17 protein-coding genes and 1 other RNA gene are annotated in these 16588 nt (G+C 53.1%); 13 read left to right on the forward strand and 5 right to left on the reverse strand.

Annotated elements, in window-relative coordinates; translation table 11 throughout:
• The first annotated feature begins 22 nt into the window (after window positions 1-22).
• The 11 genes from ABIC79_RS25640 (at window position 23) to ABIC79_RS10895 (ending at window position 11783) form a co-directional block, all read left to right on the forward strand.
• The gene (locus ABIC79_RS25640) at window positions 23-160 is read left to right on the forward strand and encodes a DUF6890 family protein (protein WP_414153064.1); all 138 of its coding nucleotides are present in this window, start codon (window positions 23-25) and stop codon (window positions 158-160) included.
• Window positions 160-2469, forward strand: a complete 2310-nt coding sequence (locus ABIC79_RS10850; RefSeq protein ID WP_354567108.1) for a phage tail tape measure protein — start codon at window positions 160-162, stop codon at window positions 2467-2469. The genes ABIC79_RS25640 and ABIC79_RS10850 overlap by 1 nt, the downstream gene beginning before the upstream one ends.
• The gene (locus tag ABIC79_RS10855) at window positions 2469-2801 is read left to right on the forward strand and encodes a DUF2590 family protein (RefSeq protein WP_013575832.1); all 333 of its coding nucleotides are present in this window, start codon (window positions 2469-2471) and stop codon (window positions 2799-2801) included. Before ABIC79_RS10850 ends, ABIC79_RS10855 begins: the two co-directional genes overlap by 1 nt.
• Window positions 2794-3978, forward strand: a complete 1185-nt coding sequence (locus tag ABIC79_RS10860; RefSeq protein ID WP_354567110.1) for a baseplate J/gp47 family protein — start codon at window positions 2794-2796, stop codon at window positions 3976-3978. The genes ABIC79_RS10855 and ABIC79_RS10860 overlap by 8 nt, the downstream gene beginning before the upstream one ends.
• Window positions 3979-3991: 13 nt before the next feature.
• Window positions 3992-4558 (forward strand): hypothetical protein, encoded by a 567-nt coding sequence (locus tag ABIC79_RS10865; RefSeq protein WP_502947773.1) that lies wholly within the window; start codon window positions 3992-3994, stop codon window positions 4556-4558.
• Window positions 4559-4567: 9 nt separating this feature from the next.
• Entirely contained in the window at window positions 4568-7240 is a 2673-nt protein-coding gene (locus ABIC79_RS10870; RefSeq protein ID WP_354567114.1) for a phage tail-collar fiber domain-containing protein, read from the forward strand.
• Window positions 7241-7252: 12 nt separating this feature from the next.
• Complete coding sequence (locus ABIC79_RS10875) at window positions 7253-7687, forward strand: tail fiber assembly protein (RefSeq protein WP_354567116.1); 435 nt, start codon at window positions 7253-7255, stop codon at window positions 7685-7687.
• Window positions 7677-8399, forward strand: a complete 723-nt coding sequence (locus ABIC79_RS10880) for a hypothetical protein (protein ID WP_354567118.1) — start codon at window positions 7677-7679, stop codon at window positions 8397-8399. The genes ABIC79_RS10875 and ABIC79_RS10880 overlap by 11 nt, the downstream gene beginning before the upstream one ends.
• Window positions 8374-8913: a baseplate complex protein gene (locus ABIC79_RS10885; protein WP_013575826.1), complete on the forward strand. Its 540-nt coding sequence runs from the start codon at window positions 8374-8376 to the stop codon at window positions 8911-8913. Before ABIC79_RS10880 ends, ABIC79_RS10885 begins: the two co-directional genes overlap by 26 nt.
• Window positions 8914-8916: 3 nt before the next feature.
• Complete coding sequence (locus ABIC79_RS10890) at window positions 8917-10572, forward strand: hypothetical protein (protein WP_354567121.1); 1656 nt, start codon at window positions 8917-8919, stop codon at window positions 10570-10572.
• Between the two features lie 971 nt (window positions 10573-11543).
• Complete coding sequence (locus ABIC79_RS10895) at window positions 11544-11783, forward strand: hypothetical protein (RefSeq protein WP_354567123.1); 240 nt, start codon at window positions 11544-11546, stop codon at window positions 11781-11783.
• A gap of 18 nt (window positions 11784-11801) precedes the next feature.
• On the opposite strand, the gene ABIC79_RS10900 is transcribed toward ABIC79_RS10895, so the two are convergent.
• From ABIC79_RS10900 to smpB, 3 genes are all read right to left on the reverse strand, one after another.
• Window positions 11802-12464 carry a hypothetical protein gene (locus tag ABIC79_RS10900; protein WP_354567125.1) on the reverse strand — a complete coding sequence of 221 codons (663 nt, stop codon included), beginning with the start codon at window positions 12462-12464 and terminating at the stop codon, window positions 11802-11804.
• An 82-nt stretch (window positions 12465-12546) separates the two neighbouring features.
• Window positions 12547-12910, reverse strand: a transfer-messenger RNA (tmRNA) gene (gene ssrA, locus ABIC79_RS10905).
• 49 nt (window positions 12911-12959) lie between these two features.
• Complete coding sequence (gene smpB, locus ABIC79_RS10910; protein ID WP_013576739.1) at window positions 12960-13442, reverse strand: SsrA-binding protein SmpB; 483 nt, start codon at window positions 13440-13442, stop codon at window positions 12960-12962.
• A gap of 156 nt (window positions 13443-13598) precedes the next feature.
• On the opposite strand from smpB, the gene ABIC79_RS10915 reads away from it, so the two are divergent.
• Both ABIC79_RS10915 and ABIC79_RS10920 read left to right on the forward strand, forming a co-directional pair.
• Window positions 13599-14033 (forward strand): type II toxin-antitoxin system RatA family toxin, encoded by a 435-nt coding sequence (locus ABIC79_RS10915; protein WP_013576738.1) that lies wholly within the window; start codon window positions 13599-13601, stop codon window positions 14031-14033.
• On the forward strand, window positions 14026-14310 hold the full coding sequence (locus ABIC79_RS10920; RefSeq protein ID WP_013576737.1) for an RnfH family protein: 285 nt from the start codon (window positions 14026-14028) through the stop codon (window positions 14308-14310). Before ABIC79_RS10915 ends, ABIC79_RS10920 begins: the two co-directional genes overlap by 8 nt.
• Window positions 14311-14386: 76 nt before the next feature.
• On the opposite strand, the gene bamE is transcribed toward ABIC79_RS10920, so the two are convergent.
• Window positions 14387-14731 carry an outer membrane protein assembly factor BamE gene (bamE, locus tag ABIC79_RS10925; RefSeq protein WP_015690323.1) on the reverse strand — a complete coding sequence of 115 codons (345 nt, stop codon included), beginning with the start codon at window positions 14729-14731 and terminating at the stop codon, window positions 14387-14389.
• A gap of 112 nt (window positions 14732-14843) precedes the next feature.
• Window positions 14844-16505 carry a DNA repair protein RecN gene (recN, locus tag ABIC79_RS10930; protein ID WP_013576734.1) on the reverse strand — a complete coding sequence of 554 codons (1662 nt, stop codon included), beginning with the start codon at window positions 16503-16505 and terminating at the stop codon, window positions 14844-14846.
• Window positions 16506-16588 lie beyond the last annotated feature (83 nt).

The following is a 16588-nucleotide window of genomic DNA, read 5'->3' on the forward strand; positions in this document are numbered from 1 at the left end:
TGGGCTGGAACAATATCTGATTTTGCGCCGCCATTATTTACCGCATGAAAATGACGACCCCGAAAACTTAGCCCGTGCCGTGTGGCTGGATAACCGGCATTGGGAGAATCAACGCATAGCTGTAGCAAATGGCATTGCCCTGGCATTTAAAGGCGAATAATGGCTGATTTAGATTTTACACTCAGTTTAATTGACAACATGACGCGCCCCCTTCGCCAGGTGCAATCCTCTGTGAGCGGGTTCGCCCAGGAAAGTGCGGCCGCCTTTGGCAAAGTGGCCATCGGTGCGGCTGCGTTGTGGGGCGTGGGCGCGTCAATTACAGCTGCATTGGATCCGGCCATTCAGATGTTTGACGCCATGCAGGAAGCCAGCGCACGCGGCATTAATGATGATGCGCTGGCCAAAGTCACGGATGACGCCCTGAAATTCAGCGTGCGATACGGGGAATCGGCGGTGGAGTTTGTCAAATCCTCCGCCGATATCAACGCTGCCGTGGCCGGGCTGACAAACGCCGAACTGCCCCGCGTCACGGTGGTGGCCAATACCGCCGCCAAGGCGCTGAAAAGCACGGCCGGGGAAGCGTCGGAATTCATGGGGCAGATGTTTACCCAGTTCAGCGGCTATGCGGCCGAGGTGGGCAAAGTGCAGTTCGCGGAAGAACTGGCGGGCAAAATGGCCTACATGAAAAACCAGTTCGGCACGGACATGGCCACCATTAAAGACCTGATGGAAGGGGCGCGGGGTGTCGGTTCCAACTATGGCGTGGGGATGGATGAACAGCTGGCCGTATTGGGTGAGCTGCAACGCTCATTAGGCACGGAAGCGAGCGGCTCTTATGAAGGGTTCTTAAGCGGTGCCGCCGCCGGTGCGCAAAAGTTGGGGCTAAGTTTTCAGGATGCCCAGGGAAAAATGCTGTCCATGCCCGCCATGCTGGAAAAACTCCAGGGTAAATACGGTCAGAGCATCGAGGGCAATCTCAAGGCACAGGGAGAATTAGACGCTGCCTTTGGTGACAGCGCGGCGGTGATTAAACAGCTGTACGGTAACGTTGATCTGCTGAAACGCAATATCACCGAGCTGGGCAGCAATGACGGCATGAAACGCGCCACGGAGATGGCCGAGAAAATGACGCGCCCCTGGGACAGGCTGACGGCGATCTGGTTTGCCATGCGTGCCGCGATCGGTTCCACGCTGTTGCCGGTGTTGTATCCACTGGTCAATAAAATCGCGGACGGTGGCGAACAGCTGACGCGCTGGATGCGGTTATTCCCCAATATTGCCCGCGTGATCGGTTATGCCACCGTAGCGTTGCTGAGTTTTGCGGCCGTGGGGGCTATCGCCAATATTGTGATGGGCGTTCACGGGTTCGTGATGATGGGCGTCACGCGCCTGCTGGCACCGATGGCCAGGCTGTTAGGGCTTAACCGCGTGGCGATGGTGGCCAGTAATGCTGTGACGCAGTTGTTTAGCGCCGGGTTACGTGGCTTGCGCGTCACCTTGCTGGCCGCCGGTATGGCCGCCCGCATAGGTTCCGCGTCATTCTTGCTGATGATTGCACCGGTGGCGGCGATTGCGCTCGCTATTGCGGCGGTGGTCATTGCGGTGATCAAGTTCTGGCAGCCTATCAAAGCCTTTGTGAGTGGATTTATCAGCGGGTTCGGCCAGGCGGCCGGTGCGCTGACCCCTTTCAGCGGGCTGTTTTCCGGGATTGGCACGGCAATTGGCTGGGTGTGGGACGGCGTAAAAACGTTAGTGGGCTGGTTCGGTGACCTGCTGACCCCGATCCAAATGACGCAGGGGCAACTGACGAACGTCACCAGCGCGGGCGAAACGTTCGGGCGGCTGGTGGCAGCGGCTATCAACATCATCCTGATCCCGCTTGAGCTGGTGTTTCGGGCGATCGGCGGGATGGTGGATATGTTCAAGATCGTGCGTGACGGTTGGATTGATGTCGTGAAATCCTTTGATATCAATTCGCCGGTGGAGTCTTTTGAAAAGATTGCCAGCGTGATCGGAAACGTATTCGGTAAGCTGTGGGATTCGCTGAAAGCCTCGTTTACCGGGACGTACAACTGGATTGTTGAGAAGTTAAATAACATTCCCGGCGTCAATATTGAGCTGAAAGAAGTCCCCGTGACGGTTACGCCTAAAGGTATGCCACCCACGAATACGATGCCAAATTCTGTGGCCAATGCCTCTGCGGCCATGCCGCCAGGTTTCAACGGCGTGACGAATCAAATCAGTGGGGCGGGAAATAAAAACCCGGTGCTGCAACCGCCGCAGCCAATCGGTAGCGATATTCTGACGGGGGGAACGGTAAAAGGCGTGGAGCGTGGCGGATTGAAAAAGGAAATCAATACCAATACGGAAACCACAATTGATAACAGTAAAAAAATCGGCACCGTGAATATTCATCCTTCGAAAGGATTAACACCGGCCGAGCTAATGGAATGGCAGGAATTAAATTAATGACGGATTTGCTGTATGTCGATCTCCTTATTACCGGGCGTGATTTCACGCTGAACACAGGTAATGAACCGGGCTTGTGTAATAACCGTATCAGCATTGCACAGGATATTGTCCACGCCATTATTGAAAGCGGGTTAACCACGTTATTAGTGGCAGAGCGCAGCCCGACATTACGCGCCGATGTGATCACCCAAATGGTTTTATTAATTGAAAGTGATGAACGCATTATTCCTGGCACGGTGAATATTACGGAGGAATCCGCAAAACGCCTGTGGGCAACGGCGGAAACCTATGATTTCGGCAAGATTGACGCCGGGGTGAATTATGAGTGAAAAACCTACCATTGATTTTGAGGCGGTACTCAAAGAAAGCGGGATGCCGGTCACTCAAGAGGAAATCGGTCAGCAGTTTACGGCGATTGTGAAAGCGGAAGGGATGATCACAAACACTTCCCGCATGTCACCGTTCTGGCGGCTCATTACCGCCATTGTGACCACGCCGGTGCTGTGGATCAAAGACGTGCTGATCAATACGGTGCTGGCCAATATGTACCTGGCCACGGCCAGCGGTGCCATGCTGCGGATGCTGGCCTGGGGGGTGAACCTCACGGCGAAACCGGCCAGCGCGGCAAAAGGGGTGATCCGTTTTTACAAGGAGAACGCCAGTCAGCCGGTGACCGTCCCGGCCGGAACTGTTATCCAGACGGAACGCATTAACGGCGTGACGTATGCGGTGGTGGTGGATGTAGATACGACGCTGGCGGCGGGCGCGGCCAGTGCGCTGATCCCGGTCACGGCGATGGCGGCCGGGAACGCCTACAACCTGGCACCGGGTTATTACCGCATTTTGCCGGTAGCGGTGACGGGCATCAGTAAAGCCGTTAACGAGGATGACTGGCTGTTAACGCCCGGCGCGGATGAAGAATCCGACGATGATTTACGGGACAGGTGCCGCAATCAGTTCAACCTGGTAGGTAACTACCACACCGATGCGGTGTATCGCAGCATGATTGCGGGCGTGGTGGGGTTAAGCGTTGATCGCATTTTCTTTGTGCATGACGCCCCGCGTGGTGCCGGTACGGCCAATGCCTATTTGCTGTTAGACAGTGGCGAAACGTCCCAGCCGTTTATTGATGCGGTGAATGACTACATCAGTACGCAGGGGCATCACGGCCACGGCGATGATTTGCAGTGCATGGCCATGCCGGAGACGCAGCACAATTTAACGGTCACGCTGTATGTGAATAACCCGGACAACATGACGGCGGAGGAAAAAGCCGCGCTGATTTCCGGCGTCAGCAATCTGATCCGCAGCGCCTTCCGGCAAAACGCAGAATACGACGTAAAGCGCACCTGGCCATATTCGCGTTTCTCATTTTCGAACCTGGCCAGGGAGCTGCATAAACAGTTTGATGCGGTCGAATCCCTGGTGTTTTCCTCAGGCGATATCGTCAGCGAACTGAGTGTGCCGCGTCTGGCCAGCCTGAAAGTGGAGGTGAAAGGTGCCTGATTTCGCTTCAAAAATGAAAAGCCTGAAATTGCCGTCCTGGATGAACCGGGGCGAACCGGCCAAATTACTGAAAGCTGCGGTCAGGTTCTGGACGGGGATTGTGGCGTGGGTGACCTGGCCACTACAGCAGTTTGATCCACTGACTTGTGCCGAGCCGCTGTTAAATCTTCTGGCCTATGACCGTGACATTGCCCGGTTTAACGGTGAACCGCTGTCACTGTTTCGCAAGCGCGTGGCTTATGCATTCGTGAATGCGCAGGACGCGGGTTCAGTTTCCGGGTTTATTGCCATCTTTGATCGCCTGGGGATTGGCTACGTTGAATTGCTGGAACGCCAGGCGGGCATTGATTGGGATGTGATCATTGTCCGTGTGTCCGATAGCCAGATTTCAGACAACGCAGATTTACTGTTGCAGATTATCCGTCAGTACGGCCGCACCTGCCGCCGTTATCAGTTTGAAGTGATCACCACGTCCGGGATGCGTATCCGCGCCGGATGGAACCAGGGCGAATACGTGTGCTATCCCGCCACCCTGGGCGTGAGTGAAACAGGAACCGCCACTTTTGGCGCAACGTTATAAGGAAATAACATGTCACAAACCGTGATTACGACAGCCTTTGAGCAATGGAAAGCCGCACAGGCCGCCAATGGCCAGGCGGTTGTCCTGGATGAATTTGTTTTTGCCAACGTGCCAGGGCTGGACGTCAACGCGCCGATTAACCGCGCCGAAGTTGTCCCGCCAGCGGCGCAGATTGTGTATCGCCAGGCGGTTGAAAAAACCGGTCTGGTCAATCAGAACGCCGTGGTGTATTCGGTGACGCTGGGCGCAGATGTGGGCGATTTCGCGTTTAACTGGATCGGGCTTATCAATAAGGCCACCGGCAAGTTGGCCATGGTGGTACATGCGCCGCTACAGAGCAAAGTGAAGAATGCCAACGGTCAGCAGGGCAACGTGTTAACCCGTTCTTTCCTGATGGAGTACAACGGCGCGGAAGCCCAGACGTTGATCAGCACACCGGCCGAAACCTGGCAGATTGATTTCACGGCACGCCTGGCGGGCATGGATGAATCTCTGCGCCTGGCTAATCTGGATATTTACGGCACCGGGGCATTTTTCGATAACGGCTTTTTAGTGGCAAAAACCGGCACGCAATATTACGTGACGGCGGGGCTGGGCTACGTGGGCGGGCTGCGTGCCAACCTCGCGGCGAAAACCAATATCACCGTGACCACCAAGCCAATGAAGGTGTGGGCAGACGTGAGCTATCACGGCACGCTGACCAGCGAATATAAAACGGATATCAAATTTACCCTGGCCACGACGCTGAAAGACTACGTCCAGAGCGGGATTACGCACTACGTATTTGCCCTGGCCAGCATTGACGCGAACGGCGTGATCACGGATTTACGCCCGCAGGGCAGTAGCCTGTATCTGCGCAGAGATAAAAATCTCACCGATATTTCTGATCCAGAGGCCGCGCTCAACACGCTGAACGGTGTGCCGAAAACACGCAAAATCAACAAAAAAGCCTTGTCTGATGATTTCGACCTGACAGCCGCAGACGTGGGGGCTTTACCCGTTATTCCTGGCGTGCTCGGCACAATCAATATCAACACGCTGAATCTGGCAAAAATCGGGGTTTACGTGCAGAGCACCGGCGCGAATGCCACGGTAGCCAATGGCTATCCCGCCGGTTCACAGGCGGCGGGCGTGCTTGAGGTTATCCCCGCGTCCTGGACGGGCGGCGTGTTGCAGCGTTACACCGTGCAAAACACCGGCATGGTGTGGACGCGTGCGCTCAATGCGTCCTGGAATGGCACCGATGGTCCGTGGCGTGACTGGGTGCAGGCCAGCGCGGTGAATTCCGTCACGGTGCCGTCGGCCATCCTGACCACCACGGATATCAATACCCTGGGCTTTGCCAGCGGAACCGGAAATGCAGCCTTGTACGCGCAGCCTAAAAATGCCAACGCCACGGCGGCGTTGCACTATCCGCAGGGCATCGCAGGCACGTTGTATGTCACGCCGAGCGCCTACGGGTGCCAGCAGATGTACATCACGTTCACGGGCAATATCTGGAATCGCGGGTTGTCCAGTGACTGGAACGGCGTGGATGGTCCCTGGAAAGAGTGGGTGCCGACGTACAGCGCGAATAACAAACCCACCGCCGCCGACGTGGGCGCATGGACGGCCGCGCAAAGCGCCGCCAGTGAAAAGGCGCTGTCTGATGAAATTGCGACGGCGTTTAAAATTCGCGCCAATTTAACCGCGACGGACTCGCCAAACGCGCTACATGGTACGGCCATGTTCGGGCATTACGGCGTGCCCGGTGCCGCTGCCGCGACCACGGACAAAGGCTATCCGATGAACGGATTTGTTGGCGTGATTTTCGTGACCTGGGGGCCGAATGCGACGCAGCAGATTGCCTTTAACAACAACGGACGACAGTTTACCCGTGGCGCGTCGGGGGCGTGGAACGGCGTCGATGGTCCCTGGACGGCCTGGAATGAAATTTACTGCCAGGCGAACAAACCGACACCGGCAGACGTGGGCGCATTACCCGCAGGTGGCACCGCCGTTGCCGCGACCAAACTCGCCACCGCCCGCAAGATTGCCGGTGTGGCGTTTGATGGCTCCCAGGATATCGGGCTGAATGCCGATAATGTGGGTGCGTTTCCCCGCGTGGGCGGTGATGTGAACGGTCGCGTCACGGCGAATTATCTCCGGGCGATAACCATCCCGCACCCTGGCGACGGGCAAGGGACCTATTTAGGCTGGAACGAAAGCGGCGGCCAGGGCGAATCTAACTTTGTGAATAACCGGGGCGGCGGCGTAGGTGGGTTCAAATTCCGCATCGTCAACCAGGACAATACGGTACAAACCGGCGAGATGACCCTGTCCGGCAACGGCGACAGCAATACGTCCGGCACCGTGAGTGAGATGGGGCAGCGCGTTTTCAGCCCCAATAACCGGCAGCCGGTCAATTCCAATACCGCCAATCTCGGCGGCGGCTGGTGGCGGTGTGGTGACACGGGAATGATTAAGCAGTGGGGCGTTGTCAACAAAGGGAGTCGTGGATGGTCAACGGTGAATTTTCCCATTCCCTTCCCGAGCGCCTGCGTCAACGTTCAGGTGACCGCCATCAATGGCGGCGGCGGGACGTTCAATGACAACTTTGGTACGGCGCAAATTATTAATAACATCGGTTTCACCTGCGGCCAGGACAGCGGCGGCAGTTACTGGGAAGCCACCGGCTGGTAAGGGACTATCAAGATGAATTATTTCTACAGTGCAGTCACTAATGCGTTTTACCCGGAACCTCTGAAAGCGGTTTATGAGGAGGCAGGAACATGGCCGGAGGATGCAAAAGCCGTCACGGATGCAACCTATCAAAAATTTGGTGTTAACCCGATCCCCGATGGAAAAATCAGAATGCCCAATAAGGCAGGGATGCCTTATTGGGCGAACGCTCCAGAAGCGACGGCCGCCGAATTGCAAGATTTGGCGTTAAGTGAAAAGCAAAGGCGGATGCAGGTTGCGGTTAATACGCTTTCTGTTATGCAGGATGCTGTTGATCTGGGCATTGCCACCGAGGCGGAAACCGCCAGTCTGACGGCATGGAAGACATACAGGGTTTTACTGAACCGGGTTGATACAACGGCTGCGCCGGAAATCACCTGGCCGGAGGTGCCGGAAAATGTGGCGTAAGGCAACGTTAAGCATCCCGGCAGATATGCGCGCATTAACCTGTTCGGTGCTGCCGGTTCATCCGTGGGTTTACGGCGTTGGCCAGGAGGCGGGGGATAGCAGTTATTTAAGCCCGGTTAACGCCACGGAATACCTGGCCAAAAAGCTGGAAAACGTCAATGACGAAACCAGCATTGTGGTGCATATGCTCAATGCCCCCACGCACACGGAATTTATGGGATTGCTGTCTGATTATTCCAGCGTGCTGCCGCTGCCGGTGATTGCCCAGGTAAAACGCCGGGCAGAGGAAGCGGCCGCACTGGCCATCACTAAAATGCAAATTCCCGCCAAGTTATCTGGCGGTTTGCCTGCGGCGCTGCCGCTTTCCACGGCCACCCATCGCCTGGCGGTGAATGCCCAGCGTATTGCGGCCGCTAAGGTGGAAGCGGCGGCCGGTGCCAGTGCTGCCGGATTGTTGTCTGCGCTGAAAGACTTCACCGCGGCGCGGGGATCTGCCCTGACGGCGGCGGCCGATGCGTTATCCGCCCTGAAAGGCAAAACGTCCCCGGCGTGGGTGTTTACGGCCAAAGGAAACGGTGCGTATCTGGCCGGAGAGCTGCGCAAAAACATTCCGAACCAGGATTCGGTGTATACGCTGGCTACGTTATTTAGCGGGGCGGATTTATCTACGTTGGAGGCGATGATCCATGACGATAACCACACTGGCACTTAATGGCGAAGCCATCCCGCTGATGAATCTGAAAGTCACGCCAACCATGCAGTTTGCGGAAAAAGATCAGTCCGGGCAGTCATCGAGCACGGCCAATGCAGAACAGGGGATTAAGGCCAAAGAACTGCGCGTATCCGGGACGGTATCCTTTCGTAATGTGGCCACGTTAAAGCGGCTGTTTGAGCTAGCGGAGGCCAAATCTGCCAGCGGTTCGTTGCAGGTTTACCGGGTTGCCAATCTGACCGCCCAGGCGATCAACTTTCGTGAAGGGACGTTCACCGGGGCGATTGATGCGCCGCAACAGGATAATAAAATGGCCTGGCTGGTCACGTTCACCCTGCGTGAAAAAATCAGCGTGGCAGAGAAAAAAGAAGCCCGCGCAGGCAGCAAAACGGCGGCAACAAAACAGGGGGCGGGCGGTGCCAATGGAAGTGGCAACGCGGCGGCCGAGAGTGACGAAAAACTGACATGGTTTGAGCGCAAAGTGCTGAAACCGGTCAATGATGCATTGGGGTAAGGGATGAAACCCATTAAGCGGTTGTATTTATCGAACGCGGCCACGCACCTGGTGGACGCCAATCTGGCGTTAGAGTTAAGCGCCTGCGGTCGGGGATTTATCACCGCGCAGACGGATGAAGATTACACCGGCAAACTGGTGCGCCTGGACGTGGGTTATCACGATCTGGTGTTGCGCTGGTTTACCGGTTTTGTGGAGCGTTCGCAGCCTGCGGAAAATGGCTATCAGCGGCTTTTTGTGCGGGAACTGGTCGGGGTGTTTGAGCGTCTATGGCCGTGCTCTTTTCAGCATCCCACGCTGCGACAAATCACCGGCTGGCTGACCGAGGAAAGCGGATTAGAGTTTTCCCTGGCTGAAAGTGCCGCGTATAACGACACGCCGATCCCCCATTTCACCCATTCCGGCACCGGCTATCAGCTGTTAGCCAACCTGGGGAAAGCGTTCAGCATTACCGATTACGTGTGGTATCAGCTGCCCGACGGTGGCGTTTTTGTCGGGGCGGCCGCTGATGCGCTGTTTGCCGGTAAGCCGGTGGAAATTCCCGCCGAATTTAACCAAAGCGTGGCCGGTGGCAATGCTATGACCGTGCCGCTGATCCAGTCTTTGCGCCCCGGTGTAGAGGTGAACGGTCAGCGTTTGACTAAGGTCAGATTGCATAATGATGATATGGAAATCACCTGGACGCCGCGCAACAAAGCCACCGGCCAGGCATTGCAGAAAACGCCGTTTCAACGTCAGGTTGAAAGCAATTATCCAGAGCTGGCCAGCGGCTTGCACCTGCCGCAGTTCGCCAGGGTGGAAGCGCCCAGCGAAGACGTCAGCAACGGCAACATTGCCGATCCTTTCAGGCCGCGTTATGCCGTGGACTTGCAACTGTTAGACGCAGACGGCAATCCGGCAAAAGACACGCCGCTTTATCCGGCCGTGCCGCTGCCATTGCCGATGGCGGGCGGTGAGTCCGGGATGTTCCAATTCCCACCGCCCGGCACGCTGGTAGAAGTCGGGTTTAATGGTGGTCGCGCCGATAAGCCGTTTGTGCGTCAAACCCTTGCCCAGGGCAACAGCCTGCCCGCCGTGAAGTATGGCGAACAGCTGCAACAGCAACGGGATGGCGTATCGCAGCGGGTGACGGTGGCGGGCGATTGGGAACGCCAGACGGATCAGGTTATCCGTGAAACGTCCATGAGCCGGGTTGTCACAGCCGATGATGAAACGCGCACGTTGGTGGCCAGGGAAACAACCGTGCAGGCCACGGACAAAACCACTGTATTGGGCAAAGCCACCTTGCTGGCCGGTGCAATTGTGCAGATTGCCCAGGGGGATTACAGCCTGGCCACGCAGGCCAATTATGTGGCCAGTATCCAGGGCAATGCGGAAACCAACGTGATCGGCCAACTGATTGAAAAGGTCGGTATGTTACGCAGCAGCGTAGCCGGTGTGCGTCAGGAAATGATTGCGCCGGTGGTGTGGATTGGTAGCCAGTCTGTCAACGTCTGCCAACTGATGCTTGATACCCTGGATGTGGTGAAGCAGCTGGCACAGCTGACGGCCGCGCACACTCACAACAATACCGGCACACCACTGAATGCCCTGGCGATTACCGACACCGGCACCAAGGCCACCACGCTAAAAGAGAAATACGATCCGGTTATTGGTTAATTTAACAAGCGCATAATTTTCAATGGTCTGCGTTCCAACGCGAAAAATTCAGGTGTGTTAAAATTGAGCCTCTAACTTATCGAGGTTTCAAAATGAATACTAAAGTAAGAACTTCTATGTGTTTGGCCGAAACTTTAGATACTGAAAGTGCAAAACAGGCTTTATTCAGATGCTTATCACTTTTACAGGACTCCCAAATTCCGAAGCCTCTTTTACCCCATATATTTAGCACTGAAGATGCTTCAGAGTTGAATCGCATGATGCACGACATGCTATTGAGAGGCGAAGTCAAAGGTTCTTATAGCAATAGCGGGGAATTCTCGATTGATGCTATAGACGGTAGAGGGGAGTTAAGTTACCAATACCTAAGTGCCTCCAGATAGTTAGCAAAGCCCGCCGCGTGCGGGTTTTTTATTGCTCGCAGATAACCCGCCTCAATCGCACGCAGTGCCGTGCAGTAGCGCATTCAATGCCCTGAACCCTTTCAAGACGATCAAGCCGCCTGAGTTTACCCGCGCGGCCGTGTGCCCACAAAACAAAGCAAGACCAGACGGAAATTGCACTACACCGCACCCGCCTGCGCTTTTTGCGTCAGTATTTTTTTTCAGTTTTGAAATTCTACAAACCACACCGCCAGGCCGCGCCGTGTCTGGGGTTCTGCCGTCATTCCCAAACTGAAAAGATTGAAAAGAATTTCAGTAAATTTCAGTTTTCTGGATCTCCCAAGGAACGAAGAAAAATCATATCTGATTGTAAATAAAGGGTTTTATCTGCTTTTTGTCAGATTGGCGGATCGTTAGGAAGATCAAATCTGTGAGCCGTAGAAAGGCAGGGAGTCCAGACGGGGCGCTGCCTGTAAGAGATTTACAGACATTTTGTAAAACTGAAATTTGTGAAATTGATATACTGTGAATATATACAGTAAAAATAAATCTCAGACGACAGAGCAAAAGCGGCAAAAGGTGGATTTTATGCGTTCGTTGAAAATTTGCAGCGCGGTGATTTATTTCATGGCGAAGGGGGAAAAGTTAACCAGGGAACAGGTTTTCGGGAATCAAGATAATCCGGTTTACGCGATCTGGCCATTTGGCCGGGCATGGTGCGCGGCATATCACAATGGTGAGAGATGGGATTTATTAACCTCGTTACCTGTGCGTTCTGAGAGTGATGCTTACGATTATGTCACTGGCCATTACTACCGCCATTTTTAAAACCATGTAGCTAAAAGGTTAAAGCGCGTTGCTTACCACTAGTTTAACAAAAAGGAATATTAACACTGCCCATGAGACTAAATGAGGAGTGTAGTGTGCCCCAACGGTTGGGGTGTCAAAGAATTTCCTTAACATAAACTTGAATTCGAACCAAAGGCATTTCCAATAGCCTTTTTTGAATGGGGTGAGACACCCGTTTTTAATGTTGGTGGCCGAATCTCCAAAATGTACATAAAGAGCGTCTCCATTGAGGTCACTCCCTAAGTAATTGAACATAAAAAGGCGCTTCAAGGTATCACGACCATAAAACACGAAACTTGGCGCTGAGTTGCGTGGAATTCTTTCGTCAGGCCAGCCCCATTTCCCTAAAGTTACAGCACCCGATAACCCATATTCCTTGTGAGGGAATACCTTGGAAATAAAATTTGTAGAATTGATTCTTTCAAGGATTAGGGCGTCAATGATTGGTTTGTTGGATTGGCGGGACAATACATAAAAACGTTGCCAGCTATACAGCCATAAGCCGATCAACAAGTAAGGCAGAATGTAGATAGCCGTGATTTTAAGGCCGAAGTTACCAATAGAAAAACTATCAACAAAACTTGCCCAGCCGCCAAAGAAAAACAGAACGGAGAGAGAGCAGATGAATAATCGTGTGCTAGCTGCTTTGATATCTTCCATGTACACCATCTTTGGCTGTCGCCATTTTGTCGCCACTGAAAGAAAAAAGGGGTCACGCTTTCACGTAACCCCTTGATTTAATTGGTGGAGCTGGGGGGATTTGAACCCCCGTCCAGAATTACTACACCGTCGGCACTACATGCTTAGTCCAATCTTTACATTCGCCGGTTAGCTGCGGATGGACACGCCACTAACAAACTATCCTGATTGGGTTTAACGCTTTCACCCCAGGCAAGGTGTCCACGCGATCTCTTTTGGGTTTGACCTCTCTTGATCCCCGTCCTAAGAGCGGAGGCTAGGGAGAGAGGGCTCTAAGCAGGGTATTAAGCTGCTAGGGCGTAGTTTTCGTCGTTTGCGACTATTTTTTTGCGGCTTTTTACGAGGCCAACCGCCCCTCGGCATGCTCCTTGGGCTTCGCAAATCCTGTCGAATCCAGAATCAGCCCCAAGTACTATTTCGTAGTATACCAGCAAAACACCAAGCTACGCCAGAGGCTTAGCGATTTGCGTGCTTCATGATACGTGCCTTGTCTACTTTCCATTCGCGATCTTTAATGTCATCGCGCTTGTCGTGCTCTTTCTTACCTTTAGCCAGACCGATCTTCACTTTTGACCAGGCATTTTTCCAGTACATGGAAAGCGCGACGACGGTGTAACCATCGCGACTGACTTTACCGAACAGCGTTTCTAACTCACGCTTGTTGAGCAGTAATTTTCTTGTACGGGTCGGATCACACACAATATGAGTGGACGCCACGTTAAGAGGTTGAATGGTTGCGCCAAACAAAAAGGCTTCACCGTCGCGGAATGTGACGTAGCTGTCAGTGATGTTTGCTTTACCAGCGCGCATCGATTTGACTTCCCATCCCTGCAAAGCAAGCCCCGCCTCAAATTCATCTTCGATGATATATTCGTGGCGAGCGCGTTTGTTCATCGCGATAGTCGCGGAACCGGGTTTATGTGCTTTTTTCTTTGTCATAGTGATACTTATTATACTGTAAGCGATGCCGATTGAAATCCCCACGCAGTGAGAGTCGGGAGTTTTTCCTGTTTGTGGCAGCCTGTGCTTCGTTGTTTTTATTACCGCGCGGATAAATGGTATTATCTGTACGTTTTATGACACCTGGAAAATGATATGCCACAGATAAGTCGTTCTGCGCTTGTGCCGTTCAGCGTGGAGCAGATGTACACCTTAGTGAATGATGTCGACGCCTACCCGCAATTTCTGCCTGGTTGTACCGGCAGCCGTATCCTGGAAAACAGCGATACGTCGATGACCGCAGCGGTTGATGTTTCCAAAGCGGGCATCAGTAAAACTTTTACCACCAAAAATACGTTAATCAGCAACAAACGCATTGATATGCAGCTGGTGGATGGTCCGTTCCGTAAGCTGACCGGAGGATGGGATTTCATCGAACTTAGCCCGGATGCCTGTAAAGTTCAGCTCAGTCTTGATTTTGAATTTACAAATAAATTGATTGAATTAGCATTCGGTAAAATCTTCAAAGAACTGGCTGGCAGCATGGTTCAGGCATTCACTCTACGCGCGAAAGAGGTCTACAGTGTCTGAGATCCGCGTTGAAGTGGTCTACGCGTTGCCGGAACGTCAGTATCTGCGAACGGTAAAACTGGCGGAGGGGAGCAGTGTCGAACAGGCAGTGAAGGCTTCCGGTTTACTTGAGTTGCGTCAGGATATCGATTTAAAACAGAATAAATTAGGTATCTATAGCCGGCCGGTGAAGCTTGCCGACGTGGTCAGCGACGGTGATCGCATTGAAATCTACCGGCCCCTGATTGCAGATCCGAAAGAGTTACGGCGTATACGCGCCGAACGTTCTAAAAAATAAGGCGCCTCAGGCGCCTTATTTTTTTACCCTGAAAGATGATTTTTGGCGGTAACCAGAGACCATCACACCGGGCGATTTACTTTTGATCGCTCAACTTAGGTTTGTTGTCGATGTTGGTCAGCGTATCAGACTCGTTGAAGGTCAGCGTTAAAGTCTGCTGAGTGATACCTTCATGGCCTGGTTCCTGACGGAACACGTAATACCAAACATTACTGCCAAACGGGTCGTGTAGCATCGGCGTGCCGAGAACATAAGCAACTTGTTGTTTAGTCATACCGGTATGAATTTTTTGAACATCAGCAGGAGACAAGTAGTTCCCCTGATTGATGTCAGGCCGATAAACCACCTTTTCCAGAGTGGAACAGCCCGCAGTAAGCATTACAAGAGCTACAGCGGCGGCAGTTAGCGTTTTACAGCGCATAGTCATTACATTCCTTTAGGGCATAAGATGCCGATGATAATAGACCTTTCATCAGTTTGAAACCTTTGCGGGGCACCTGTATGACCGCTGAACTGTAAAAAAGTTGAGCTTTTTACGCTGCGAGTAACTCTTTTGCGTTGGCCAGCGTGTTTCGGGTCACTTCACTTCCGCCCAGCAGACGTGCCAGTTCCTGCAAACGCGCCTTTTTATCAAGGCGATTCATTTGGGTTTCAGTCACTTCACCATCAGTTTCTTTGCTGACAAAATAATGCTGATGACCACAACCTGCAACCTGAGGTAAGTGAGTGACGCACATAACTTGCGTTGATTCGCCTAACTGACGCAACAGGCGGCCAACGATCGCAGCCGTCGGGCCACTGATACCGACATCCACTTCATCAAAGATCAGCGCCGGAGTTTCCATTTTCTGTGCCGTGATAACCTGGATAGCCAGCGCAATACGCGATAATTCGCCACCGGAAGCTACTTTTGCGAGAGCCTGAAGCGGCTGCCCCGGGTTGGTGGTGACCTGGAATTCGAGACGGTCTGCGCCTTCCATATTTAAATGTTCTGGTTCGAACTGAACCTGAATTTTAAATTTACCGTGTGGCATGGAAAGTGCCTGCATACTTTGGGTGATCAGATGCGTTAGCTCATCAGCAAAATACTGACGTTTTTCGTGCAGTTGTTCAGCAACCGCGACGGCTTGTTGGTAATGGCGTTGCACCGCTTCACTCAGCTCTGCCTGATTGGTTTCCTGATCATCCAGTTCCTGCTGTTCCTCAAGCAACTGACGATGCAGTTCAGGAAGATCTTCAGCGCTGACGTGATGTTTACGGGCCAGATTCATCTGGCGCGACAAACGCTGCTCCAGCTCGAACAGACGGTTTGGATCCATGTCCAGGCGTTCGCTGTAATGGCGTAATTCATCGCTGGCCTCGCTGACCTGAATGGACGCGTCATCAAGCATGACGATAAGATCATTCATTTTGCTGTCGAGTTCTGCGAGTTCAGTTAGCTGATTGCGGGCGCTATAAAGCAGACTGACAATATTCTGTTCTTCACCATCAGCCAGCAAATAGAGCGCATTTTGGCTCAGTGAAAGCAGTTGTCCGCTGTTAGCCAGACGTTTGTATTCTTCATCAATTTGCTCGTACTCACCTGCCTGAGGAGCAAATTCATTCAGCTCTTTCAACTGGTATTGTAACAACTGGCGGCGTGATTCTCGCTCACTCATCTGCTGTTGATATTGTGCCAGCTGGCGGCAGCTCTGATGCCAGTTTTGGTAAGCTTTGCGCATTTCAGACAGCAGTAAGGGCTGATCCGAATAAGCATCGAGTAAAGCTTTCTGATGCTCAGGTTTGAGCAGAAGCTGATGGGCGTGTTGTCCGTGAATTTGGATCAAATGCTGGCCCAGTTCACGGAGCTGTGACAGGGGAACGGGCGTGCCGTTTATAAAGCCACGCGAACGGCCATCGTTGCTGATCGTCCGGCGCAACAGGCAATCCAGCCCTTCATCAAGCTGATTTTCAGCCAGCCAGTGTTTCGCCGAAGGGGTATCCGCTAAGGTGAATCGCGCGCAGATATCTGCACGGCTGGCACCGAGACGCACCATGCTGCCATCGGCACGATTGCCCAGACAAAGCCCAAGCGCATCAATCGCGATGGACTTACCGGCACCGGTTTCACCGGTGATGGCCGTCATACCTGCATGAAAATCGATTTCTAATTCACGGACAATGGCAAAGTTACTGATAGTTAATTGCGCCAGCATGATCACCTTCCTGTACATAACAACAGACCTGTAATTACATACAGTATAAACTGGTTTTATATACAGTAAAGGGGCTGGCGAAT

Source organism: Rahnella sp. 2050, assembly GCF_040544515.1.
In the GTDB taxonomy this organism is placed as follows: domain Bacteria; phylum Pseudomonadota; class Gammaproteobacteria; order Enterobacterales; family Enterobacteriaceae; genus Rahnella; species Rahnella aceris.